The organism is Streptomyces sp. NPDC085927 (genome assembly GCF_044540975.1).
Lineage (GTDB): Bacteria > Actinomycetota > Actinomycetes > Streptomycetales > Streptomycetaceae > Streptomyces > Streptomyces hirsutus.
In genome coordinates, this window is sequence record NZ_JBITSN010000002.1 from 248879 (window position 1) to 271937 (window position 23059).

General features: G+C 71.5%; 19 protein-coding genes. 6 read left to right on the forward strand and 13 right to left on the reverse strand.

Annotation, left to right across the window (positions count from 1 at the left end):
* Window positions 1–10: 10 nt before the first annotated feature.
* The 3 genes from ACIF80_RS06065 (at window position 11) to ACIF80_RS06075 (ending at window position 5630) form a co-directional block, all read left to right on the forward strand.
* Window positions 11–4543 (forward strand): type I polyketide synthase, encoded by a 4533-nt coding sequence (locus tag ACIF80_RS06065; protein WP_399799947.1) that lies wholly within the window; start codon window positions 11–13, stop codon window positions 4541–4543.
* Window positions 4544–4761: 218 nt separating this feature from the next.
* Window positions 4762–5442 (forward strand): maleylpyruvate isomerase N-terminal domain-containing protein, encoded by a 681-nt coding sequence (locus ACIF80_RS06070; protein ID WP_399799950.1) that lies wholly within the window; start codon window positions 4762–4764, stop codon window positions 5440–5442.
* Window positions 5443–5504: 62 nt separating this feature from the next.
* Window positions 5505–5630 carry a hypothetical protein gene (locus tag ACIF80_RS06075; protein WP_399799952.1) on the forward strand — a complete coding sequence of 42 codons (126 nt, stop codon included), beginning with the start codon at window positions 5505–5507 and terminating at the stop codon, window positions 5628–5630.
* Window positions 5631–5692: 62 nt separating this feature from the next.
* Here ACIF80_RS06075 and ACIF80_RS06080 read toward each other — a convergent pair whose 3' ends face one another.
* The gene (locus ACIF80_RS06080; RefSeq protein WP_399801191.1) at window positions 5693–6058 is read right to left on the reverse strand and encodes a PaaI family thioesterase; all 366 of its coding nucleotides are present in this window, start codon (window positions 6056–6058) and stop codon (window positions 5693–5695) included.
* Between the two features lie 198 nt (window positions 6059–6256).
* On the opposite strand from ACIF80_RS06080, the gene ACIF80_RS06085 reads away from it, so the two are divergent.
* Together ACIF80_RS06085 and ACIF80_RS06090 are read left to right on the forward strand one after the other, a co-directional pair.
* On the forward strand, window positions 6257–7252 hold the full coding sequence (locus ACIF80_RS06085) for an LLM class flavin-dependent oxidoreductase (protein WP_399799954.1): 996 nt from the start codon (window positions 6257–6259) through the stop codon (window positions 7250–7252).
* On the forward strand, window positions 7249–8025 hold the full coding sequence (locus ACIF80_RS06090) for a thioesterase II family protein (protein WP_399799956.1): 777 nt from the start codon (window positions 7249–7251) through the stop codon (window positions 8023–8025). Before ACIF80_RS06085 ends, ACIF80_RS06090 begins: the two co-directional genes overlap by 4 nt.
* A 295-nt stretch (window positions 8026–8320) precedes the next feature.
* On the opposite strand, the gene ACIF80_RS06095 is transcribed toward ACIF80_RS06090, so the two are convergent.
* Window positions 8321–8836 carry a transposase gene (locus ACIF80_RS06095; RefSeq protein ID WP_399799959.1) on the reverse strand — a complete coding sequence of 172 codons (516 nt, stop codon included), beginning with the start codon at window positions 8834–8836 and terminating at the stop codon, window positions 8321–8323.
* A gap of 873 nt (window positions 8837–9709) precedes the next feature.
* On the opposite strand from ACIF80_RS06095, the gene ACIF80_RS06100 reads away from it, so the two are divergent.
* A complete protein-coding gene (locus ACIF80_RS06100) occupies window positions 9710–10444 on the forward strand; it encodes a BTAD domain-containing putative transcriptional regulator (RefSeq protein WP_399799962.1) in 735 nt (244 codons plus the stop codon).
* Window positions 10445–10702: 258 nt separating this feature from the next.
* Here the strand turns inward: ACIF80_RS06100 and ACIF80_RS06105 are convergent, their stop codons facing one another.
* From ACIF80_RS06105 to ACIF80_RS06155, 11 genes are all read right to left on the reverse strand, one after another.
* Window positions 10703–11926 (reverse strand): beta-ketoacyl-[acyl-carrier-protein] synthase family protein, encoded by a 1224-nt coding sequence (locus tag ACIF80_RS06105; RefSeq protein WP_399799965.1) that lies wholly within the window; start codon window positions 11924–11926, stop codon window positions 10703–10705.
* On the reverse strand, window positions 11923–12153 hold the full coding sequence (locus ACIF80_RS06110) for an acyl carrier protein (protein ID WP_055605733.1): 231 nt from the start codon (window positions 12151–12153) through the stop codon (window positions 11923–11925). The genes ACIF80_RS06105 and ACIF80_RS06110 overlap by 4 nt, the downstream gene beginning before the upstream one ends.
* A gap of 106 nt (window positions 12154–12259) precedes the next feature.
* Window positions 12260–13285: a beta-ketoacyl-ACP synthase III gene (locus tag ACIF80_RS06115; protein ID WP_399799968.1), complete on the reverse strand. Its 1026-nt coding sequence runs from the start codon at window positions 13283–13285 to the stop codon at window positions 12260–12262.
* Window positions 13282–14250, reverse strand: coding sequence for a VlmB-like protein (locus ACIF80_RS06120; RefSeq protein ID WP_399801194.1), 969 nt, complete (start codon window positions 14248–14250; stop codon window positions 13282–13284). The genes ACIF80_RS06115 and ACIF80_RS06120 overlap by 4 nt, the downstream gene beginning before the upstream one ends.
* Window positions 14251–14391: 141 nt before the next feature.
* Window positions 14392–14916, reverse strand: a complete 525-nt coding sequence (locus tag ACIF80_RS06125) for a hypothetical protein (protein WP_399799971.1) — start codon at window positions 14914–14916, stop codon at window positions 14392–14394.
* 236 nt (window positions 14917–15152) lie between these two features.
* Window positions 15153–15647: a type II toxin-antitoxin system RatA family toxin gene (locus ACIF80_RS06130; RefSeq protein WP_399799973.1), complete on the reverse strand. Its 495-nt coding sequence runs from the start codon at window positions 15645–15647 to the stop codon at window positions 15153–15155.
* Window positions 15648–15653: 6 nt separating this feature from the next.
* A complete protein-coding gene (locus ACIF80_RS06135; protein WP_399799976.1) occupies window positions 15654–16940 on the reverse strand; it encodes an aspartate aminotransferase family protein in 1287 nt (428 codons plus the stop codon).
* Between the two features lie 29 nt (window positions 16941–16969).
* Window positions 16970–18106 carry an acyl-CoA dehydrogenase family protein gene (locus ACIF80_RS06140; protein WP_399799979.1) on the reverse strand — a complete coding sequence of 379 codons (1137 nt, stop codon included), beginning with the start codon at window positions 18104–18106 and terminating at the stop codon, window positions 16970–16972.
* Window positions 18107–18133: 27 nt separating this feature from the next.
* Window positions 18134–19732 (reverse strand): aldehyde dehydrogenase family protein, encoded by a 1599-nt coding sequence (locus ACIF80_RS06145; RefSeq protein ID WP_399799981.1) that lies wholly within the window; start codon window positions 19730–19732, stop codon window positions 18134–18136.
* A gap of 400 nt (window positions 19733–20132) precedes the next feature.
* Entirely contained in the window at window positions 20133–21551 is a 1419-nt protein-coding gene (locus ACIF80_RS06150) for an MFS transporter (RefSeq protein WP_399799984.1), read from the reverse strand.
* Between the two features lie 351 nt (window positions 21552–21902).
* Window positions 21903–23021: an acyl-CoA desaturase gene (locus ACIF80_RS06155; protein ID WP_399799987.1), complete on the reverse strand. Its 1119-nt coding sequence runs from the start codon at window positions 23019–23021 to the stop codon at window positions 21903–21905.
* Window positions 23022–23059: the final 38 nt, after the last annotated feature.

Consider the following 23059-nt stretch of genomic DNA (forward strand, 5'->3'; position numbering starts at 1 on the left):
GAGGAGAACCATGGCACAGACGTCGGAGGGGGCCCAGGAGGAGCTGGCCGCCGCGCTGAGCGAACTGCGGAGCAAGGACGAGCAGCTCGCCGGCCTGCTGCGCGAGAAGTACGAGCCCATCGCGGTGGTGGGGATGGGGCTGCGCTGTCCGGGCGGGAACGACGACGTCGACGCCTTCGCCGACTTCCTCCGGGAGGGCCGCTCGGGCATCGGGCCGTTGCCCGCGGGTGAACGCAGGGAGATGACCCACGACGCCGATTCGGGCGCAGGCCTGCTGGACGGCCCCCCGTGCGGCGGATTCGTCGAGGGCGTCGACCAGTTCGACGCCGCCTTCTTCTCCGTGTCGCCGAAGGAGGCGCCGTACGTCGCTCCTCAGCAGCGGTTGGCCCTCGAGACGGCCTGGGAGGCACTGGAGCACGCGGGCATCGACCCGCTCGCCCTGCGGCACAGCGACAGCGGGGTCTTCATGGGGGTCACCTCGCTCGACTACGTCTTCGAGGCGACCGACCTCGCCGCCGCCGACCTCACCCCGTACCTCGCGCCCGGACTCACCCACAGTGGTGTGTCGGGGCGGCTGTCGTACGTCCTCGGGCTGCGCGGACCCAGCATGTCGATCGACACCACGTGTTCGTCCTCCCTGGTCGCCGCCCACCTGGCTGTGCAGGCGCTACGCGCGGGGGAGTGCGGCATCGCGCTGGTCGGCGGGGTGAACGTGATACACAACGCCCGCAGCCAGGCCGTCCTGGCCCTCGGCGGGATGCTGTCGTCCGACGGACAGTGCAAGACGTTCGACGAGGCCGCGGACGGATACGCCCGCGCCGAGGGCTGCGGGGTGCTCGTCCTCAAGAAGCTCGGCGACGCCCGGCGGGACGGCGACACGGTGCACGCCGTGATCCGCGGATCCGCCGTCCGGCAGGACGGCGAGAGCGCCGGCCTGACGGCCCCGAACGGCGCCGCGCAGGAAGAGGTCATGCGGGCCGCGCTGACCAGGAGCCGGCTGACGCCGGGAGACATCCAGTACGTCGAGGCGCACGGCACGGGCACCGCGCTGGGCGATCCCACCGAGACGGACGCGATCACCGGAGTCTTCGGGGCCTCGCACAGCGGGAGCGACCCGGTGCTCGTCGGGTCCCTGAAGACCAACATCGGCCACATGGAGGGCGCCGCGGGCGTCGGCGGGCTCATCAAGACGATCCTCCAGCTCCGCGAACGGACGGTCTACCCCCACCTCAACCTCACCGCCCCGTCCCCCTTCATCGCTTGGGACGACGCCCCCTTCGCGGTCCCCACCGAAGCAGGACCGTGGCCGGGCGACGGGGCGGGACGGGCCCTGGTCAACAGCTTCGGCGTGACCGGCACCATCGCCTCGGTCGTCCTGGAGGGACCGCCCCGGGACCGCGCACCGGAGGCCACCACCGCCGACGCGGACACCGTCGCCGACGCGGACACCGTCGCGGCGCGGACCGTCACCGAGGCGCCGTCCAGCGACGTCATCACGCTCTCCGCCAAGAGCCGCACTTCGCTGCGCCGGCTCGTCGAACGGCACCTGGAGCACCTGGAACGGCACCCCGACGTCCCCGTCGCCGACCTGTGCCGGACCTCCAACACCGGCCGGGCGCACTTCCGCCACCGTGTCGCCGACGTGGTCCACGATCGCGACGACCTCGCGCGAACCCTCCGCAAGCGCCTCGCGGACCTTGGGAGCGCCGAGCCGGGCGGGCGGTCCGCGACCCCGAAGGTCGCCTACCTGTTCTCCGGGACCGGAACGCAGTATGCGGGGATGGGCGGGGCTCTCTACCGCCAGTACTCCGTCTTCCGGGACGCGATCGACGCCTGCGACCGGGTCTTCACCCCGCTGACCGGCCTGCCCCCCGGCGCGCTGATACGCGGTGAGGACGATGCGCCGGGACGTGTCCACGAGGCGCGTCATCTGCAGCCGGCCCTGTTCAGCCTGGAGTACGCCATGGCACGGCTGTGGCTGTCCTGGGGCGTCCGCCCATCGGTGCTCGTGGGACACAGCCTGGGCGAGTACGCCGCCGCCGCGACCGCCGGACTGTTCTCCCTGGAGGACGCGGCACGGCTGGTCGCCGCCCGCGGACGGCTGAGCGGCCGCCTCCAGGGCAAGGGCGGCATGGCGGCGGTGGGGGCCCGCGCCGCCGACGTCGAACCGCTCCTGGAACGCTACCCGGACCTCGCCGTCGGAGCCGTCAACGGCCCGGCCCAGTGTCTGCTCACCGGCGGTACCGCGTCGCTGGCCGACGCCGGGCAACGCCTGGCGGAGCAGGGCGTGAAAGTGACACCGCTGCGGGGCGCGGCCCCCTACCACTGCGACCTCATGAGCGAGATCACCGACGAGTTCCGCGCCGAACTCGCGACAGTGGAGTTCCGCACGCCCACCATGGCCGTCGTCTCCAACCTGACGGGCCGGGTGGCCAGGACCGGCGAGATGGGCACCCCCGACTACTGGATACGCCACCTGCTGGAGCCGGTGCAGTTCGAGGCGTGCGTCCAGGCGGTGGAACGGCGCGGACGCCACGTCTTCGTCGAGATGGGCCCCTCCACCGCCCTCACCTCACTGGCCAGGACCACCGCGACCGACCAGGAGCACGTCTGGCTGAGCAGCACCTTCCGCGACGACAGCACCGGCGACATGATCCGGCGCTCGCTGGCCGGGGCATACCGGGCCGGGGTGCCGGTCGCGTGGACCAGCTATCACCGGGACGCGCCCCGCACCCGGGTCCAGTTGCCCACCTACCCGTTCGACCGCAAGCCGTACTGGCTGCCCACCCCGCAGCGCCGGCAGGCCGAGGCCGCGTGGGCGGCCGAGCGGAACTCCAGCCCCGGGGCCGACGCCGTGCTGCCGCTCCTCCACGAACAGCACTGGGTCGCCCGGGCGGTCGGTGAACCGGACGGCAAGTGCGGCGTCCTGCTGCTCGGGGCCCCCGGGGAACTGCGTTCCCGTGTCATGGACCACGCCCTGCGGGCGGGTGTCGAAGCGAGCTGTCCGGCGGACCTCGACGAACTCGCGGTGGCACTGCGCGACGGCCCGCCCCGCGACGTGGTCTGGTTCTGGCGCCCCGCCCCGGAGGACACCACGGGCGTGGAGCGGCTGCGGGCCGAGTGCGCGCTCAACTACAGCGAACTGCTGGCCCTGCTGGACGTCCTGGAACGCGAGCGGTTCGGGGACGGACGACGCCTGTGGCTGGTCACCGAGGGCGCGCACATACTGCCCGGCGACCCGGGGACGGACGGACCGCCCGCGGTGTCGGCGGCGGCCACCCTGTGGGGGTTCGCCCGTGGCCTGGCCGCCGAGCGTCCCGCGTACCGGGTGAAACTGATGGACCTGCAGTCCGGTGCGGAGTCGGCGCGTCCGCTGATCGACGAGTGGTCGTCGACACAGGACACCGAGTTCGAGGTGGCCCACCGGGACGGACGGCGCTGGGTACGTCGGCTGCGCCCGGCCGGGCCCGCGCCGGATCAGGACCACCCGATCGGGATCCGGCCCGACCGCACCTACGTGGTGGCGGGCGGACTCGGCACCGTCGGACTGCATCTCGCGCGGCGGCTCGTCGCGCTCGGGGCCCGCGATCTGCTGCTGCTGAGCCGCACCGGGGGGGAGGCGCCCGAGCTGGGCGACGGCGTCACCGTGACGGTCCGCCGGTGCGACATCGGCTCGGCCCCGGACGTCGACCGGATCTTCACGGAACTGGCCGACACCGGGCGGACGGTGGGAGGCGTCGTACACGCGGCGGCGGAGAGCGCCCACCTGCCGGCGACGGAACACACCTGGCACCACCTGGACACGGTCTTCACGACCAAGGTCTACGGGGCCTATCTGCTGCACGAGGCGACGGCCCGGTCGCACCGTCCGGACTTCTTCCTGCTCTGCTCCACCGCCGGCGCGACGATCGGCTCGGCGCTCGCTGCCGGTCCCAGCGCGGGCGATGCCTTCCTCTCCCACTTGGCGGCCCTGCGCGCCTGCGCGGACCTGCCCGCGCTCGCCGTCGACTGGGGCCCCTGGGCCCCACGCGATCCGGGCACCGCGCCGGTCAGGAACTGGGCGGCACAGGGCATCGTGCCCCTCGACGCGACGGAGGCGACGGGCCTGTTCCCCGGTCTGCTGGACGCGGGACGGACCCATGTCCTGGTGGGCCGCTGCGACTGGGACCGCTTCGTCTCGCACAGGCCCGCGAACGCGCTCTTCGACGAACTGGTCACCGACCGGGCCACGACCGGCGGATCCGGCGACCCCGGCGCCCTGCCGAAGACACCCGGCCCGGCCCGGACCGCCGCGATCAACACGATCGTGCGGAGCACGATCGCCGACGTGCTGCGCTTCGGCGACGCCGACGACCTCGAACCGGACGCCGAACTGGCCGTCCTGGGAATGGACTCCCTCAACGCGGTCGACATCCGCAACACCCTGGAGGCGACGTTCCGGGTCACCCTGCCCACGTCCGTCGCCTTCGAGCAACCCCGGGTCGATCTGCTGAGCGCATACATCGAGACGCTGTTGCCCACCGAGGCCGCTCCGCTCCCGTGACCGGGCCCACGGCACTCCGACGGGCCGGGTGACCGCGCGGAACCGGCGGCCCTCGCGGGCCGTGGCCCGGGCCGGCCGGAGACCGCGCGCCGCACGGCACCGCACACCGCACGGCACCGCACACCGCACGGCACCGCAGACCGCGCGACCCCGCACCGGGGCCGCGCGGTCTGCGGCGTCCCGCCCGGGCCGGACGCCCGGAGCCCCGAGGAGACCCCATGTACTGGATCGACCACACCCGCCTGTGCGACGACATCCGCCGGCAGTGCGCGCACCTGTTCACCGCGCTGGGCCGGGTCGACCCGGAAACTCCGGTTCCGCACTGCCCGGGCTGGGACGCCGCGCACCTCGCCGCACACGTGCACGCGGCCTTCACCTGGGTGGCGGGCCTGCTGAACAGCGGGACGGCCGAGTTCAAACCCCCGCACGAGTTCCTGCGGGACATTCCCGACGACGCCATGGACTCCGAGGCTCCGTGGCCGGTGTACGTCGACGGCCTGACCCGAGCCCACCGCAAGACACCGCTAGGCGAGCGCATCGCCGGGGAACACACCGGCGACCCGCTCGCCGAGTCGGCGGACGCCCTGGTCGACGCGCTCCTGGCCGGCGGTCCGGACCGTCCGGTGTGGACCTGTGTCGGCGAACCGCGGTCCCGGTTCTGGGCCGCCTGGGGCGCGCTGGAGGCGGGGGTCCACCGCCTGGACGCCGAGGCGATGCTCGGCGTCACTCCCGAGCTCGACCGCGACGTGGCCGAACAGTTGGCCGGCTTCACACTCGAAGTCGTGGCGCACCCGTCCTCCACCCCCTTCTTCGACCCGCGGTTCGCACGGCTGCGGAAATCCGGCGAACGGATCCTGGTGAGAGCCGTCGGCTCCACCGGGGGCCCGGAGAGTGGCTGATCCACCTCGCCCCCTCCGGCCCCGTCCTGCTGGAGCCCGGCTCCGGACGGCCCGACGTCACCGTGGAGGCCCCGGGCGAACTCCTGCTGCCCCTGCTGAAGCGACGTGTGCCGCTCTCCGCACCCGGTGTCCGGACGACCGGCGACGGCGACGTGATGGCGGACTGGCTGGAGCACGTCGTCAGCTGACGCCCGACGCGTCTCGCGCCATGGCCGCCCGTACATGGGGCGGGGCCCTGCCCTCCCGCCGGTCAGGCCGACCGCACGGCCTGCGACTGAATGGTCAGGCCGACCGCACGGCCTGTGTCGTCGATGAGGTCCGTCTGGACGACGATGAACGACGCACCCGTGTGCAGCGGCCGTGCCACCGCCTCGAGGGCGCCCGAGCGCACTCCCCGGAAGAAGTTCGTCTTCGACTCCACCGTGGAGGTCGTCGCGCCGGCCGGCAGGTTCAGGTACGCGCACACCGCCCCCACGCTGTCCGCCAGCGTCATCACCGCACCGCCGTGGAGCACACCCATGGCCGTGCACAGTTCGGGCGCCCACGACAGGCTGCCGCGGACCAGCGAGGCGCTTGCCTCCGTCAGCCGCACTCCGGTGGTCCTCGCGTACGGCATCAGGTCGAGCAGGTCGTCCAGAGGCGCGGCGGGCTGGGTCACTGCGGGCTCCTCGCGGTTGTACGGATGTCTCCCGGCCGGGGAAGGGCCGACTCTACTGCAGCTGACTGACCTCCAGCTGACTGTCAGTAGCCCGTCAGGCGGGGCTGGTTGGATCGTGACAACCGTTCTTTTGATCGAAGAAGGAAGAGGTGCGCGATGGGCGTCGTCCGTCAGCCGGTCCGTACAGGGGTCCTGCTGCCCACCCGAGAGCAGGCGATACTCGGCGACTACAGTGCCTCGCCGCTCCTGGACTTCGCCCGGCGGGCCGAGGATCTCGGCTTCGACTCCCTGTGGACGGGGGACTCGCTCACCGCCCGCCCGCGGCTGGACCCCCTGGTGGTGCTGTCCGCCGTCGCCGCGGCGACCCGCGGCATCACCCTGGGGACGGCCGCGCTGACACCCGCGCTGCGCCACCCGCTGATCGGCGCCAACATGGTCAGCAGCCTCGACCACGTCAGCGGCGCTCGACTCGTGCTCGGTCTCGGATCGGGGTTCCCCGTCCCGGAGACCGAGGACGAGTTCGCCGCGGTGGGCGCCTCGTTCGCCGGCCGGGCGGGGCGGCTCGACGAGATCGCCGCCTTGTGGCGCACCTGTTGGGCGAGCGACCGCCCCGGCGCCCCGGAGGCGTTCGAGGGTCGCTACTGGCAGGCCACCGGCCTGGACCGGCTCGTCAGCCCGCCCCGTCCCGACGGCCCGCCCCTGTGGCTCGCGGGCAGCGACACCCCCCGGGTACTGGACCGGGTCGCCCGGCTCTACGACGGCTGGATGCCGTTCCTGCCCTCGGCCGAGGCGTACGGAGTGGCCTGGCGGCGCATCGAGGAACTGCGCCGGGCGGCCGGCCGGCCCGAGGGCGCGGTCACCCCCGGCCTGTACGCGACCATCAGCGTGGACCCGGACGAGCGGCGGGCCCGAGCCGGTCTGGAGGACTACATCGAGCACTACTACGGCCGCTCGCTGGAGCAGATGTCCACCATCCAGGCATACGCCTGGGGGTCGAGCGAGAGCTGCGCGGAGTGGCTCGCGGGCTATGTGCGCCAGGGCGCCCGTCACATCGTGATCCGGATCGGCTCGCTGCGCCCGGAGACCCAGTTGAAGGAGATCGCCGAGGTACTGCTGCCCGCCGTCCGGCAAGCCGTACCGGAGGGAGCGTGAGCGCCACCGGGGGCCCGTCCCGGGCCCGTTGGTTCACCGGCTCGGAGGCCGGCCACGACACGCCGTACACGGTCTTCGTGTTCCCGCACGCGGGCGGTTCGGCGGCGCAGTACCGCTCCTGGTCGGCCACCCTGCCCCCCGAGTTCGAGGCCCGCTTCGTCCAGCTGCCGGGGCGTCAGGAACGCCTGCGCGAAGAGGCCATGGACGACCTGGACTCGATCGTGGAGGTGCTCCAGGACCCCTTCGAGGGGGAGCTCGACGGCAGACCGTACCTGCTCTTCGGACACAGCTTCGGCGCGCTGCTCGCCTACCGGCTGGCGGTCGCCCTGGTGGCCGACGGAGGTCCCGCTCCGACCCTCCTCGGGGCATCCGGCTGGGCTCCCGGGCCCGGGATGGGGCCGCCCCGGGAGAGCGTGGCCGACATGTCGGACGAGGAGTTGCTGGACCGGGTGGCGGAGCTGGGGATGATGCCGCGCGGGGCGACCCTCGACCCGGCCGTGCTGGCGACCGTCCTGCCGGCCCTGCGCGGGGACCTCCTCGCGGCGGGCGGCTTCCAGGACGACCTGGCGCCCGCTCCCTGCCCCGTCGCCGCGTACGGCGGAACGGACGACCCGCTGCTCCCGGCCGGGGGCATGGACACCTGGGCGCGGCGCGGTTCACCCTTCCTCGGCTCCACCCTCTTCCCGGGTGGGCACTTCTACCTCTTCGACCACGCGGTCGCCGTCCAGCACAGTCTCGGCCGCCATCTGCGGCGCCTGGTTCCGACGGTGTGACACCGCACAGGGCGGGGGGGGGCCCCCCCCCCGGCGCCCCCCCCCCCGGGGGGGGGCCGCCCCCCGCCCCCCCCCGGGGGGGGGCGCCCCCCCCCCCCCCGCCCCCCCCCCCCCCCGCCGCCCGGCGGCGGGCGGCGGGGGGGGGGGCGGCGGCCCCCCCCGGGGCGCGGCCGCCCCCCCCCCCCCCCCCCCCCCCCCCGCCCTGTGCGGTGTCCCGTCCCGGCGGCCCTCCTCGGCTTGTCGCGCCGCCCGCGCCCGGTACGGCCGACCACGGCGGCCGCCCCCGAGGCTGCTGCTACGTCGTGTCAAGCTGATCGAGGAAGCCCTTCTCCGTCCGGACGGCTCCTTTGTCCGAGGATCTTGAAGATCTGGCGGCAGATGCTGTGCTCGGGGCGTCGCTGCGCACCGCGAGGGCTCCTGCCCTCGCCGATACGGCGGGCGAGTACGTCTTCGTGGCGGGAGCGAGCCGCATCCTGATCAGGGTGATCGTGTGCATCGCTCGGTTCGGCCGGCGGTCGCCGCCACGGTCGAGCCGGTGCTTGTCGGTCAGGCCCGACGAAGCCGGGACCGGTGCGACGCCGGCGAAGGAGGCGAAGGCGGCCTCGGAACGGAACCGGCCCGGATGTGACCGGCCGACCAGGATCTGAACTGCGGTGATCGCACCGACGCCAGGCACCTCCAGGAGTTCGGGTGCCTGTCGGCAGACGAGCTGGAGGAGCTCGTCCTCCAGCGCATCAGCGTCCCGTCCGCCACGCTCCGCGACTGAACTTCCACGGACCCAGGAGCCCCCGGCCCGCTTGACGGAAGACATGGGAACCCCTCAGACCTCGGACAGAGAACGGGCACGGGTGAGGACCCATACGGGCATGGGCGCGGATCCGCCAGGCCGGGTCGGTATGTCGGACGGGGTTCGGAACGGGCCGGCCGCGCGCGCCGGTTCCCTTCCGGGCGAGGTCAGCGGCGGTTTCGCGGAAACCAGGGCAGGCGGCGTGCCCGGGCAGGGTCGCCCGTGCTCCCGGGGGTCCTCGGGCGGCGCGAAGTACGGGGTGCGAAGTAAAAATAATCATTACCCGAATCGGACACGAATCGCTTACATAACCACAGGGAAGTCGGGTTTCCGGGCGCGAGGAATGCGGACGCAATCCTTCGATTCGCGTCGCGTGGACGGATGGGCTGATGGAGGAAGTCCTGTCCTGAATGGTCCTTTGAGTGATCGGGGGTTGATGATCTAGCGAATTGTCCGTCGTCAATTACCTGAGAGGTAATTGGGAGGGTGTTTACCGTCCAGCGGTCGGCGGGGTGCCCGAATCGGCCAATCGCCGTCGTGAAGGTTTTGGTCAAGTTGGCCTGATTGGGGTGTGTATTATTCCGGTTTTTTCCGGAATGTTCGTGCGGACTCGGCATCCGTATCAGGTCCAGGCCGGAGCTGTGCTGTCTGGTTAGCGTCGTGGATGGCATTCTTCCTCTTGTGGGCACCGAGTTCTGCGGAGTCAATGGAGGAGTTATCCGTGTGGCGTGATCGGAGGAAAGAAAAATGCACCATTTTTGCCGCCTCGATAATTCGAATAAAGGAAGCGCTGCAATGTCCGCGGTGCATCCCGAACGACGCGACGCCCGCGGGGCCGGCCTGTTCTTTCGTGTCCTGGGGCCGCTACAGGTGGACGCGGGAGAAGGAACCCACACGATGACCGGCAGCCTGCAGCAGACTCTGCTGACGTCCTTGCTGATCAACCCTGGCCAACCGCTGGCCGCCAAGCAGCTCTACCGCGAGCTGTGGGGCGAGAATCCGCCGCTCACCGTCGAGAACTCGCTCCAGGCCCACGTCTACCGATTGCGCCGGACCCTCCAGAAGCTGGCCGGACCCACCCGAACCGCCCCGGAACTGCTGACCCGCCCATCGGGATACGCGCTCGATCTGCGAGCCGACGAGATCGACACCGAGATCTTCCGGGACCTCGCCTCCCGTGCCCGGGAACACATGCGAAGGGAGCCCGAACGGGCCTACCGGATGTTCGGCGAGGCGCTGTCCCTGTGGCGCGGCGAACCGCTCCAGGGGGTTGCCCAGGGGCCCATGTGCCAGAGCACGGCCCTGGCACTGGCGGAGGAGCATCTGGCCGTCGTCGAGGACACTCTCTGGCTGGGCATGCAGCTCGCCGACCTGGGCCACACGATCAGCGAGCTGAAACGGATGAGCGCCATCCACCCCTGGCGCGAGCGGCTGACCGAGATGCTCATGCTGGCCCTCTACCGGGCCGGTCGGCAGGCGGAGGCCGTGGAGGCCTACAACAACGCCCGCCTGCGGCTCGTGAACGAACTCGGTCTGGAGCCCTCGGTCAAACTCCGCAGGCTCCTGCAGGGCATCCTCAACCAGGACCCGGCCCTGGACGTCGGAGGCCTCGTACCGGGCGCCACCTTGTGACCCCGTCCCGCCGGACGCCCACGGTCGTACCGTGTCCCGTCCACCGGTGGGACGCGGCGGGCCCACTCCGGGCCACCGGCGGCTCCCGGAGCACCGCTGTGCCGCCGGTGCGGCGGTACCCCGCACGGAGAGGACCGTGGGGTACCGCCACACCGGCGGCACAGCGGAGCGAGGAGGAGGGGGAGCGGGGCCCGTCCTGCGGACACGGAGCCCGCAGGACGGGCCGGGGGAGTGCCGGGGGCCCGGCCCGGGCCGTTGTCAGGCCCGGGCCAGGGCCAGGACGGCGTTCTGGCCCCCGAACCCGAAGGAGTTGCTCAGCGCCAGGCCGTCCGGACACGCGGTCGGGGCGGTCGCGACCTCGATGTCCAGCTCCGGATCGAGTGCCGAGAGATTGGCGGTGGGCGGCACCACGTTCTTCTCCAGGGTCAGTACCGTCAGCGCGGCCTCGACGGCCCCGGCGGCGCCGAGCATGTGGCCGGTGACCCCCTTGGTGGAGGTCACCACCGGTCCGTCGGTGAACAGCCGGCCGATCATCCGGCCCTCGGCGAGATCGTTGAGCGGTGTGGAGGTGCCGTGGGCGTTGACGTGGCCGACGTCCCCCGTACCCGCTCCGGCGTCGGCCAGCGCCGCCCGCACCGCCGCTTCGCATCCCGTGCCCGCGGGGTGCGGGCTCGTCATGTGGTGCGCGTCCGCGCTGGCGCCGTAACCGACCACCCGGGCCCGGATCCGGGCCGAGCGGGCCCGCGCGTCCGAGGCTCGCTCCAGCACCAGCACCGAGGCGCCCTCCGCCGCGACGAAACCGTCCCGCTCCGCGTCGAACGGACGGGAAGCGGTGGCCGGATCGCCCTCCCGGTGCGACAGCGCCCCCATCCGGGCGAAGCCGGCCATCACCAGAGGCGTGATCATGGCCTCGCCGCCTCCGGCGAGCACGACGTCGCAACGGTTGAGGAGCAACAGGTCCCGGGCCACCCCGATGGCCGTGGCCCCCGACGCGCAGGCCGTCGCCACCACCAGATTGGGACCGGTGACACCGAACTCGATGGCGGTCTGACCCGCCAGCATGTTGGGCAGCTGCATCGGCAGCAGTAGGGGGGAGACCCGGTGCGCCCCCTCGTCGAGCATCGTCCGGTGCTGGGCCTCGACGGTGCCGGGGCCGCCGTCGGCGCACCCCAGCACCACACCCACCCGCGCCCCGTCCCAGCCGGCCGGGTCGAGACCCGCGTCCGCCACCGCCTCGTGGGCGGCCACCAGGGTGAACCGTACGAAGGGATCGAGCCGCAGGGCCCGGCGTGCCCCCAGCAGCGCGTCGGCGTCGAAGCCGGACACCCGGCAGGACAACCGGACCGCGTTTCCCTCCAGTTCGGGATCCAGGGCCGCGGTGGGCCGCCCGCCGAGGACACCGGCCCAGGTCCGGCCGGCGTCGCACCCGGCCGGTGTGACCAGGCCCAGGCCGGTGACCGCGACATCGGCACCGGAGGTCATGCCGAGGCGCTCCGCTCGGTCATCAGGTCCGCCATGTCACGGATCGTCGCCGCCTCCAGCAGTTCGTCGTCACTGATCTGCAGCCCCAGCTCCTTCTCCAGCAGCAGCGAGAGCTCCACGATGGCGAGCGAGTCGAGTTCGACGTCCTCGCGCGTCGCCTCCGGGGTGACCTGCTCCGGAGCGACCTTGAGCTTGCTGACCAGCATTTCCTTCAGTGTCTCGAACACGTGTCATCCTTCGCTGTCCGGTCGGTCCGCTGCGCGGCCCGACGCCGTGGTGCCGCCCGGTGCGGCGTGATGGGCAGGGGGTGACGCCGGCAGGTCGCCGCGTCCGTCAGTCGTCGACCGTCTTGAGTTCGGGCCACAGGAGGGCGGTCGCCCCCCAGGCGAGACCTCCGCCGAAGGCGGTCAGCAGCGTCTTGTGGCCGGCCGCCAGCTCTCCCCGCGCGGTCGCCTCGGCCAGCAGGACCGCGAGCGACGCCGCCCCGGTGTTCCCGGTCCGCTCGATGTTGGACAGCCGTCGCTCCGGCGGAATACCGAGTTCCTCGGCGACGGCCGTGAGGATCCGGCCGTTGGCCTGGTGCGCGGCGAACCGGTCCGCGGCGAGCGGACCGTCCCAGCCGGCCGCCGCGAGCGCCGTCCGCGAGGACTCCGTCATCCGGCCCACCGCGTGCCGGAACGTCTCACGTCCCCGCATCCGGAAGAACTCCTCGCCCGGCTCGGCGGCGACCCCGGAGGACCGCTGCCGCGACCCTCCCGCGGGCACCTCGATCAGCCCGCCGAGCGAACCGTCACTGCCCAGGACCACCCGGCCGACGGCGCCCGGCTCGTTCGGCCGCCCGGACCGCAGCAGCACGGCGCCCGCCCCGTCGGCGAAGATCACCGCGGTGCTCCGGTCGGCGGGATCGATGATCGTGGTGAAGGCGTCCGCCGCGATCAGCAGAACGTTCTCCGCCGTGCCCGAGGCGATCAGTCCCGCCGCGGTGGCCAGCCCGTACAGGAAGCCGCTGCACACCGAGGAGACGTCGAACGCGGCGACCCTCCCGAGCCCGAGCCGGTCCGCGACCAGCGGCGCCGTGGCGGGGCAGGGCTGGTCCGGAGTGGTCGTCGCGAGCACCACGGCCTCCGCGTCGCCACCGCCCGCCGAGGCCAGGGCCCGCCGGCCCGCCTCCACCGCCAGGTCCGAGGTCGTGACACCCGGCGCGATCACACGCCGGGAGGCGATACCGGTGCGTGACCGGATCCACTCGTCGGAGGTGTCGAGCCGTGCTGCCAGATCGTCATTGGTCACCACGTCCGGCGGGAGATACCGGCCGATGCCCGCGATCACCGCCGCGGGTGCGGCGGCCCGGCCGGTCATGCGGGGCTGCCGCCGGTCAGAGCCTCCACCGGCAGCCCCATGTAGGCCATCCGGACCTCGGCCATCTCGTCCGTCCACCGCTCCGCCATGTCGTAGCGCTGCTCCGGTGTGGTGTCCAGCATCCGCACTCCCGGCCAGAGCTCGTAGTCGCCGATCAGGTCCGCCTGTTCGGCCATGCCCTGCTGGAACAGCTCCTCGCGGTGGATGACGTACTCCCGGTCCGGTACCTCGTCCCACAGCTTCACCCCGGCCCGGATGATCTCCAGGATGTGGTCGCGGGACTCGGGGCTGCGCGCCAGGTGGTCACGGAGGATCGTGCTGGCCACGGTCAGATGGCGGATCTCGTCGATGCCGGTGCCCCGGGAGATCTCGCCGGTCGCCGGGGAGAGCGGGGTCCACTTGCGTTCGCTCAATTCTGCGGCGGGGGCGAGTACGCCCTCGATGACGATGGCGAAGACGGCGACCCCGCCCATGAAGTCCTGCTTGTCGCGCACCATGTCCAGGGTGAAGTCCTCGACGGGCTGGAGGACGTCACGGCGGTAGTCGCCGGAAAGCGCCTCGATGTCCTTGAGCAACGAGTCGGCCGGCATGCCCAGCTCGACCAGATGGTTGCGGAACACCCGGGCGTGCCGGGCCTCGTCGATCAACTGGGTGGCGTAGAACTCCAGCTCGGGTATGCCGGGGGCGATCGGCACGTAGTGGCCGAGCAGCCGGGTGGCGATCTCCTCGGACAGGCTGCGGAAGCCGAACTCCAGGATCAGCGCCTCGCGCAGCGGACCCGGTTCGGTCAGGAAGCGGGGCACCGTCGCGTCCACGTGGTGGCCGCTCTCGCCCCGGTCGCGCAGGGTTCCCTGCGCGACGGAGGTGATCCAGTAGGCGAGGTCGCAGTCGTCCGGGCCCAGAGTGAGGCTCTTGGCGCCGTCGAGGAGACCGGGAGCGTCGTTCCAGTCGGCCTCACGTGCGATCGGCCGGGGAGCGCCGGCGGCCGTGGTGCTCGTGGTGTCCGGTGTGCGGTCGGTTCCGGTGGTCACAGCGGTGCCTTCTCCTTCGGTCGGTCATGGGTGTCGTGCGTCGCGGCGCGGTCGGTGCGGCGCTGCCGGGACCGGTCAGCCGACCGGCCGCGACGGGACCCGCGCCGGCGCGTGGCCCACCGGAGCCGGATCGGCCGTGTGCCCGACCGGCTTGGGGTGCGCGAGCCCCAGGTCGTCCAGCAGCCTCAGATAGCCCGGCTGCCGGACGGGCTCGAAGGGCAGCGCGTAGCTCTTCATGAAGTTGCCGAACAGGCCCCGGTCGCCGCAGAGATGGAACGGGATGACGAGCAGCGCCCACTCGGGGCCGATCAGCCAGCACCACAGCCCGACCACCGCGCCCTGGGTGATGAGACTGTGCATGAAGTTGTACAGCGCGTAGTACGCCTTGGAGATCGGCCGACCGTGGCTGCGCCGGAACGCGATCGCTCCCGGCAGATAGCCGATGACGTCGATGTACAGGAAGAGACCGACGGCCGGCAGCCAGCGGATCTCGTCGTAGTGGACGATCATCAGCACGGTCGACACCGCGAGCCCCACCAGGTACTCGGCGCGGTGCAGCGAGAACGTGCGTGGTGTTTCGAAAGGGTTGGCCTGGTCCATTGCTGACTCCTTCGGGTGTCGGTCCGGGGAGGCGGACCGGACGGAACGGAGATCGTGCTTCCTGGGTGCGGACGAGCGGAGTCCGGTGTGTGCACGCGCGGTGAGAAGGAGGACGTCGAGACGCCGGCGGTCTCTCCGGCCGCGCGGGAGGCGGGGCGGCCGGTGCCGGCCACCGGCGGTGACGCGGGCGATCCGGTGGCCGGACCCGTGCGCCGGCTCCGCGGACGGGGCCCGGCCTAGGCCGGGGTCGTGACTTCGGTCCGGGAGGAGTCCGGCCCCGCGACCTCGCCGAAGATCTCGGTGCCGGGGTGCATCCCCGCCACCGCCCAGGCGATCGTCTCCTTGACGACCCGTTCGGCTATCGGATCGAGGATGCCTTCCAGACTGGGGATGCCGAAGTCGAAGTCCGCCTCGAAGCGCACCGACACGTCCTCCCCCCGCTGGGTGAGGGTCCACGCGCCGCGGAACGTGTCGAAGTCGCCCTCGGTCTGCTCGAACCGGATCTCCAGCGAGTCGACGAGGAACTCGTCCCGCTCGGTCCAGCGCAACAGGCCGCTGCGGAAGTGCAGTTCCCAGCTGGATGAGCAGTCCGGCTCGGGATGGGTCGCGTGGACGGTGGTCGACTGCACGTGCGGGGCGAGTTCGGGATAGCGCTCCCATCGCCTGACCGAGTGGAAGACGCTCTCGGCCTTCTCCCCGGGAACCAGGGCTTCCAGCAGTACGTGTCGCATGGCGGATCATCGCCCTTCGGGCATGGTCGTCGAGTTGCGGATGAGGTCGCGGGTCGCCCTGTCGAAACCGTCGAGCAGGTGGCGTATGTCCGCCTCGTCGAGCACTGCGGGCGGAGTGAAGCGCACCACGGAACTGCCGTTCATCGAGTGGTTGGCGACGACCCCGTGGTTGAAGAGCTCGATCAGCAACTCGCCCGCCAGCCCTGCCTCGGCGAGTTCGACACCGATGAGCAGGCCCTTGCCGCGTACCTCCACGAGGAGGTCACCCAGGTTGCGGTGGGCGATCTCCGAGATGGCCGGCAGCAGCCGGGCGCCCAGCTCCATGGCCCGGGTGACCAGCCGTCCTTCCTCGATCGCCCGGATGGCGCCCTGCACCGCGGCCATGAGCAGCGGCTGGCCGGCGAAGGTGCCGGTGTGGATGTAGGGGTCCAGGTCGAACGGCTTGAAGGCCTTTCGGGTGGCCACCACCGCGGACACCGGGGCCACCCCACCGCCCAGCGCCTTGCCGGCCAGCAGGACGTCGGGGACTATCCCCTCGATGTCGGCACCCCACCACTCGCCCAGTCGCCCGAAGCCCGACTGCACCTCGTCGAGGACGAGGAAACCGTCGTACTGGCGCACCAGCGCTTCGACCTGGCGAAGGTAGCCCTTGGGCGGAATGATGACCCCGCCCTCGCCCTGGACGGGCTCCAGGATCACGCACACCTCGCCCGGGTGGGCGGCGAGTTCGTCCCGCAGGGCGTCCGCGTCGCCGAACGGCAGGTGGGTGAAGTCCGCAAGCAGCGGCCGGAAGGGCTTCTGGTAGACCTCCTTGGCGGTGGCCGACAGCGCGCCCAGGGTCTTGCCGTGGTAGCCGCCCAGCATGGCGACGGTACGGCGGCGGCCCGAGGCCCGTGCGAGTTTGAGGCCGGCCTCCACCGCCTCGGCGCCGGACAGCGCGAAGTGCACCCGCTCCAGACCGGCGGGCACCACGGACAGCAGCGCTTCGGCGGCCCGGGCCACCGTCGGCTCCAGCAGGATGCGGGTCGCGGTCGGATGGGTGTGCAACTGGCGGGCGACCGCCTCGACCACCAGCGGGTGCCGGGCACCCATCAGGAAGACGCCGTAGCCGCCGGCGTTGAGGAAGCGCTCACCGTCGCTGGTGGTGAGCCAGGCACCGGAGGACTCGACCTCCATGTGGCTGCCGAAGAGTTCGGCCACGGTGGCTCGGCCCTTGCTCAGATGAGCCCGGTACAGGCCGAGGATGTGCTTTTCGGTGTCGGGGGCAGATGTCTCGGTGCTCAGGACGGTCATGACGGTGCTCCAGAGAGGGGGGGCGGAGGTCAGGAGAGTTCCAGCGGGCCGCCGGTGAACCACGACAGCAGCGGCCCGGCGGCGGACGACCGGCCCGGCGGGTGGAAGGCCAGCGGACGCACGGACGCGGCCAGGCGGGTGTGCTCCGGGCCGCGGATGAAGTCGATGCCGCCCAGCAGGTCGAGGGCCAGGTCCGCGGTCCGCACCAGGGCGCGTTGTGTGGCGTACCGCGCGACGAGGACCTCGGCGACCGCGGCCTCGCCGGTCAGCCCGTCCTGTACCGCGCGGGCCGCGCCCTCCAGCTGGGCGAAAGCCGCCTCGCTGCCGATGACCAGGGACGCGCGGTCGCCCTCGCTGCCGCGCCCGCGCTCCAGCACGGTGGCGACCAGCGCGGCCGCGGCGCCCGCGTAACCCGCCGAGATCAGCAGGGTGAAGCAGACGAACCCGGCGGTCTGAAGGTCGTCGAGCCGGCGCGGGTCCTCCGAAGAGGTACGGATGACCAGCTCGGCGGGGACGGGGGTGTTCTCCAGCCGCACCTCGTCGCTCTCCGCCGCGGCCAGCACGTCGTTGCCCCAGAAGGGGCGGACGGAGACGCCGGGGGCGTCGGCGGGCACCAGGGCCAGGGCGAGCTCGGGTCCGCCGGGGCCGGGGACGGCGATGCTCACCGTCAGCAGGTCCATCGAACCGGCCAGGCTGCACGGCTTCTTGCTGCCGGTCAGCAGGAAGCCGTCCGCGGAGGGGACGGCGGTCACGGAGGGCAGGAGGATGTTCTGCTGGGTTTTGCCCTCCGCCCAGCCGGACGCCATCAGCAGCCGTCGTGGCGCGATCCCGCTCAGCACCTCCATCTGTCGGTCCGTCAGGCGGCCGGCGGTGCCGGCGAGATCGAACAGCATGGCCGCGGTGAAGTGGTGCATGGCGGTGGCCGCGGCGAGCGACGGGGACACCGAACCGAGCGCGCGCTGGACACGGATCGCGTCCAGAAGGCCGGCCCCCAGGCCGCCGTACGGACGCGGGACCATCAGTCCGGCGCCTTCGTGTTCCCGGAAGAGCCCGATCACCGGACTGCCGGAGGACTCCCGCTCCGCAGAGGGAATGCTCTCCAGCGCCTTGATCAGCCCCGGATGGTACTGCTGGCACAAGTCTCGGGCGGTGTCGAGGGAACGCACGGAAGACCTCCGGTCTCGGGTGTGGACTCAGCTGCCGAAAACCGCGTCGCGCGGTCGGACGCCCCGCGCGACACTGACACCCTGGAGGTGCGAGGTCTTCAGCATCGGGTAGTTGGCCTCGCCGAACGCGCCGCCGGTCAGGCCGGTGCCACCGTGGCTGGGCAGATACGGCAGGAAGCCGATGTGCGAGTCGTTGATCTTGAGCAGGCCGCCGTTGCCGATCCGCTGGACGAACGCGGCGATGACGGACTCCGACTCCGCCCACAGCGAGTTGCGCAGCCCGTACTCGTTGGTGTTGACGAAGTCGATCAGATGGTCCAGGAGGTCCTCGTCCCCGGCGGGGGCGAGGACGACGACGGGCAGCAGCGGGAAGAAGGTCTCCTGCCGCACCACGTCGTGCTTCCTCGCGTCGGCCAGACCGTCGATCCTGAGGACGGTCGGCTGGAGGAAGACCCCCGTCTCGGACGGGGTGCCGTCCACCTCGACCCGGCGGCCGCCGGTCACCAGCCTGCCCCCCTGCTCGTAGGACTGACGCAGCAGGTCGAAGAACCGTTCACTGCGGCGTACCGGGGACAGCAGGACGCCGGAGTCCTCCGGGTATCCGGGACGGACGGCCTGGGCGCACGCGGCGACCTCGGCGATCAGCCGGTCCGCGACCTCGGGGTGCACCAGCACGTAGTTGGGCACCATACAGATCTGGCCGGAGCCGTAGAACGCCTCGCAGATCGCCTCCGCGGCCCGGGGGACGTCGGCGTCGCGCCAGACGACGATGCCGTCGTTGCCGGCCAGCTCCAGGATCGGCTTCTTGCCGCGAGCCACGCACTGCTCCTGGAAGCGCAGGCCCTCGGTACTGCCACCGATGTAGAAGATGTCGTCGATGAGCGGGTCTTCGAGCCAGTGGTTCAGCGTCCGGCCGGGATTGGCGCAGATGGCGTTCAGGACCCCGGGGGGCGCGCCGATCTCCTCCAGCAGGGGGCCGACCACGTCGCGCAGCAGCCACATGGTGCTCAGGGCGATGCTGCGCGGTGCCCGCACGACCACCGCGTTGCCGGCCATGACGGCCAGCACGGCCAGCGCGGCGCTGGGCGCCGGGGCGTTCTGCGGCGGGTGGAAGGCGACGACACCGTCAGGCTGCCGGCGGACGATCAGCCGGCGGTCGCCGTAGGCGATCTCCGTGTGCATCTGCTGCCGGTACCAGCCGAGGCTCTCGTCGCTGTAGATCTGCAGCAGGCAGCTCAGTTCCCAGCGTGCCAGACTCACCGGGTGGCCCTCGGCCACCAGCATGTCCGTGAAGGTCTGCTGCTGCCGGATCAGTGCCTCGCGGAACATCGATCCCAGTCGCATCCGCCGGTCCAGCGGCACCGCGGCCCATCCGGGTGCGGCGGCGGCGGCGGCCTCACTGGCCAGGGCGATGGCGGTGTCGCCGGCGACGGCGCAGCGCCCCGCCACGTAGGGGTGGTGGGCCAGCTCCGAGTCCGGGTTCCGTTCCAGTTCCCGCTTCAGGCCGACACTCGTGAAGACGTCCTCCAGCAGGGAGCGCGATTCTACGGTGTAGACCCATTCCTCACTGTCGACGTCTTTCCCCGCTATATAGAGTTTGTAGCTCCGTAATTTACTCTCCGGCACTCTCTCCTCCAGGGGCTACATTTCTTCCACAGGTTTCTCTTCGTGGATTCTGCCAGTTCGACCTGACGTCATTCTGATGCGGCCCTGACCAGGTTCTGACGGTCGTCCGTACTTCTTTTTTCTTCAATTCCGATCTGTTCTAATTTCCTTGTGTGTCCCCCGGGTGCATGGTGATCTATACGTTCTTCCGTGCACTGCCCGATTCGATTCGCCAAGGTTGCGCACGGAGTTCACGAAAAATCTCCGTACGCGGCCCCGTCCTGGGAGAATCCCTCATGTGCGCACACGCGAGCACCCCGTACAGCGACGGCGCGGCCGAACTCCGGCAAGCCTTCGTGTGGTTCATGGCGGCGGCCTTCGGGGTGGTGGACGACGAGGAGCCGGCCGACCCGCCGGTGGACTACTCCTCGGCGTTCACCGGGTGGCCGGTGGCGCGGTCGGCGAGCAGGAAGACCGCCGCCGCGAGTGTCCCCATGGCCGCCGCGATCGTCGCGAACAGCATCCCCGGACCGCCGTGCTCCAGGATCGGGAGCAGCACGAACGGCAGCGCGGCGGCGGTGAGTTTGGACAGCGAGTAGGCCGTCCCCGACGCCTGGGCGCGGATCGGGGTCGGATACTGCTCGGCCAGGAACACGTGCGACGCACTGGAGAAGACGTTGCTCACCAACGTGTAGGCGAAGCCGCAGGCGATGACCGTCCCGGGCGAGCCGGCGAAAGCGAAGCCCAGGCCGGCCAGCGCCATGCCGGTGGCCGACAGGGCCACCAGGGATCGGCGTTCGACCCGGTCCATCAGAGGCACCGCGAGCAGGGCCCCCACCGGGTAGCCGATGAAGACGGCCGCCGAGTAGCCCAGGCCCTGGACGATGTCATACCCCTTGGCGGCCAGCACCATCGGGGCGAGCGTGCCGAAGCCGTAGTAGCCGACCGTCGAGAGCAGGCAGAGGATCCAGGACTGCACCGTCCGGCGCCGATAGCGCGCGGAGAAGAGCTGCCGCAGGAACGGGCCGATCGGCAGGGCGGACACGGCGGGCGGTTCGTCCTGCGGCGTGTCGTGGAGCGGGTGCGCGGCGTCCCGGACGCCGGGCTCGGGCAGCTCCTTGCCGAGCCGTCGCGCCTCGTCCTCCAGGCTGGTGGTCAGAGCCTCGGCCTCCGTGTTCCGGCCGACCGCCGCGAGCCACCGCGGTGATTCGAACAGTCCCCGGCGCCACACCCACACCACCACCGAGCCGAGTGCGCCGAGCGCGAACAGCCAGCGCCAGCCCGCCACGCCGAGGGGTTCGAGGGGCACCAGCCACATGGCCGTCAGGCCCACCGCGGGCACTCCGCAGAAGCCGATGGTGTACGCCCAGGCCATCAGCCGGCCGCGATGCCGTGCGGGTAGGACGTCGGCGAGGTAGCTGTCGCTGAGCGTCTGTTCGGCGCCGATCCCGATGCCCGCGAGGAACCGGGTGGCGATCAGCCAGCCGACGGAGGGCGAGAAGGCCCCGGCCAGCGAGAAGAACGAGTAGACCGCCAGGTTGATCAGGAACGCCTGGCGCCGCCCGAAGCGGTCGGCGAAGCGGCCCATCAGGATCGCCCCGAAGAACTGGCCTAGGAACACGGACGCGAGGACCAGCTTCACGTCGGTCGCAGAGAGGGCGAAGTCCGAGTGGAGCACCTGCGACAGGGTGCCGGAGAGGTTGTTCTCGTACATGTCGAACAACAGGCCGACACCGATCACGGTGGTGATCCGGCGGTGCGTGGGCAGGACGGGAAGACGGTCGAGCCGTTTCGCGACCGACGCGGTCGGTCTGACCGTCCCGGAGGTGTCGTGGGACATGGTGATGTGCTGACCTTTCCTACGGGAGGGGCTCGGGGAGGCACGGTGGGGGAGGGCGCGGGGGCGATGGTGTGCGGCCGGGGGGCGCAGTCGGTGGGGGTGCACTCCAGCGACTCGGGGGCACGGCTGCCGGTGGCCGGTGGCCCGGTGCCCCGTGAGCCGGTGGACTGGTCGTCCATCGGCGCCGGGCGTCCTACGGTCCGTGGACCGGCCGCGGGACGGGGCGCGGCGGGGAGCGGTCGTGTCACCGCGGGCGTGAGCCGGACGGTGCCGTCCGCTGGGGCGGGCCGACCGGGCACGGTGAAACCCGGCGCTCGGCATCGATGCGCCGGGTCACCGAGAAGAACCGGATCAGGCGGCGGCGCGCTCCTCGCGGGCCGGCGCGCTGACCTCGTGCAGGAAGGTGGCGACCTCGCGGTAGGAGGCCCAGAAACCCACTTCGTGGTAGGGCATCCCGCGTTCGGCGCAGTACTCCCGGGTCAACTCCCTCGCCCTGCGCAGACTCCTCTGCGGCATCGCGGGGAACAGGTGGTGTTCGACCTGGTAGTTGAGCCCTCCGTAGAGGAAGTCCATCAGCAGGGAAGGCCGGATGTTGCGCGAGGTGAGCACCTGGCGGGCCAGCCAGTCCAACTCCTCCCGCTCGCCGTCCCGCACTGCCATGCCCTTGTGGTTGGGGGCGAAGATCAGCCCGAAGTAGACCCCGAGGACAGCCTGCTGCACCAGGATGAACACCACACCGAGCACCACCGGCAGCACCACGAACACACAGGTCAGGTAGATCGCGGCGCGCAGCACGATCAGCGCCACCTCCAGCCAGCGGCGGCGCACCTCGTTCCTCGCCAGCGTCGTCACCGCCGTCCGCTGCATCTTGTACGACTCCAGCACCAGCAGGACGAAGAAGAGCACCGACTGGTACCGCACGATGAAGCGACCGCGCCGGCTGCGGCTCGAGTACTGCTTCATGTCGAAGATCGCGGTCCGCCGGCCGATGTCCGGGTCCATCTCCAGGTGGTTGGGGTGGCTGTGGTGCCGGTTGTGGTGGTTGACCCACCAGCCGTAGCTCACCCCGTTGACGAGGTTCGCGTGGATGTACCCCATGAGCGAGGCCGTCCAGTGGGTGCCGAACATGGACTTGTGACCGGCGTCGTGCCACATGAAGGCGCTCTGCGCGCCGCACAGCCCCATCCACACCGCCACCAGCAGTTGCAGCCAGCTGTCACCGAGTGTGAAGAACGCCGTGAAGCCGATCGCGAGCAGCGCCGTGTTCAGTGCCAGCTTGCCGACGTAATAGCCCCGGGCGGGGTCCAGCAGCCCTTCGGCCTTGACCCGCTGCAGCAGCTCGGCGAAGGTCGCCGAGGCGCCCACGGTGCCGGCCGGAGCGTCGCGGACCCTTCCGGGTACGGCAGCCAGCGGCTTCGTGGGGCCCGCCCCCGAACGCTCGGCCAAGGCATCCTCGTGAGGTGATTGCATACCTCTTTCTCCTTGCAAGAGACGGTCCGTCAGGAATG

What these genes read in the sequence shown, in the direction of transcription:
- ACIF80_RS06095 (WP_399799959.1), bottom strand. Translation starts at nt 8,836, where the DNA reads ATGTCTTCCGTCAAGCGGGCCGGGGGCTCCTGGGTCCGTGGAAGTTCA.
- ACIF80_RS06125 (WP_399799971.1), bottom strand. Translation starts at nt 14,916, where the DNA reads ATGGACCAGGCCAACCCTTTCGAAACACCACGCACGTTCTCGCTGCAC.
- ACIF80_RS06115 (WP_399799968.1), bottom strand. Translation starts at nt 13,285, where the DNA reads ATGACCGGCCGGGCCGCCGCACCCGCGGCGGTGATCGCGGGCATCGGC.
- ACIF80_RS06100 (WP_399799962.1), top strand. Translation starts at nt 9,710, where the DNA reads ATGACCGGCAGCCTGCAGCAGACTCTGCTGACGTCCTTGCTGATCAAC.
- ACIF80_RS06105 (WP_399799965.1), bottom strand. Translation starts at nt 11,926, where the DNA reads ATGACCTCCGGTGCCGATGTCGCGGTCACCGGCCTGGGCCTGGTCACA.
- ACIF80_RS06130 (WP_399799973.1), bottom strand. Translation starts at nt 15,647, where the DNA reads ATGCGACACGTACTGCTGGAAGCCCTGGTTCCCGGGGAGAAGGCCGAG.
- ACIF80_RS06065 (WP_399799947.1), top strand. Translation starts at nt 11, where the DNA reads ATGGCACAGACGTCGGAGGGGGCCCAGGAGGAGCTGGCCGCCGCGCTG.
- ACIF80_RS06135 (WP_399799976.1), bottom strand. Translation starts at nt 16,940, where the DNA reads ATGACCGTCCTGAGCACCGAGACATCTGCCCCCGACACCGAAAAGCAC.
- ACIF80_RS06150 (WP_399799984.1), bottom strand. Translation starts at nt 21,551, where the DNA reads ATGTCCCACGACACCTCCGGGACGGTCAGACCGACCGCGTCGGTCGCG.
- ACIF80_RS06155 (WP_399799987.1), bottom strand. Translation starts at nt 23,021, where the DNA reads ATGCAATCACCTCACGAGGATGCCTTGGCCGAGCGTTCGGGGGCGGGC.
- ACIF80_RS06085 (WP_399799954.1), top strand. Translation starts at nt 6,257, where the DNA reads ATGGGCGTCGTCCGTCAGCCGGTCCGTACAGGGGTCCTGCTGCCCACC.
- ACIF80_RS06080 (WP_399801191.1), bottom strand. Translation starts at nt 6,058, where the DNA reads ATGCCGTACGCGAGGACCACCGGAGTGCGGCTGACGGAGGCAAGCGCC.
- ACIF80_RS06070 (WP_399799950.1), top strand. Translation starts at nt 4,762, where the DNA reads ATGTACTGGATCGACCACACCCGCCTGTGCGACGACATCCGCCGGCAG.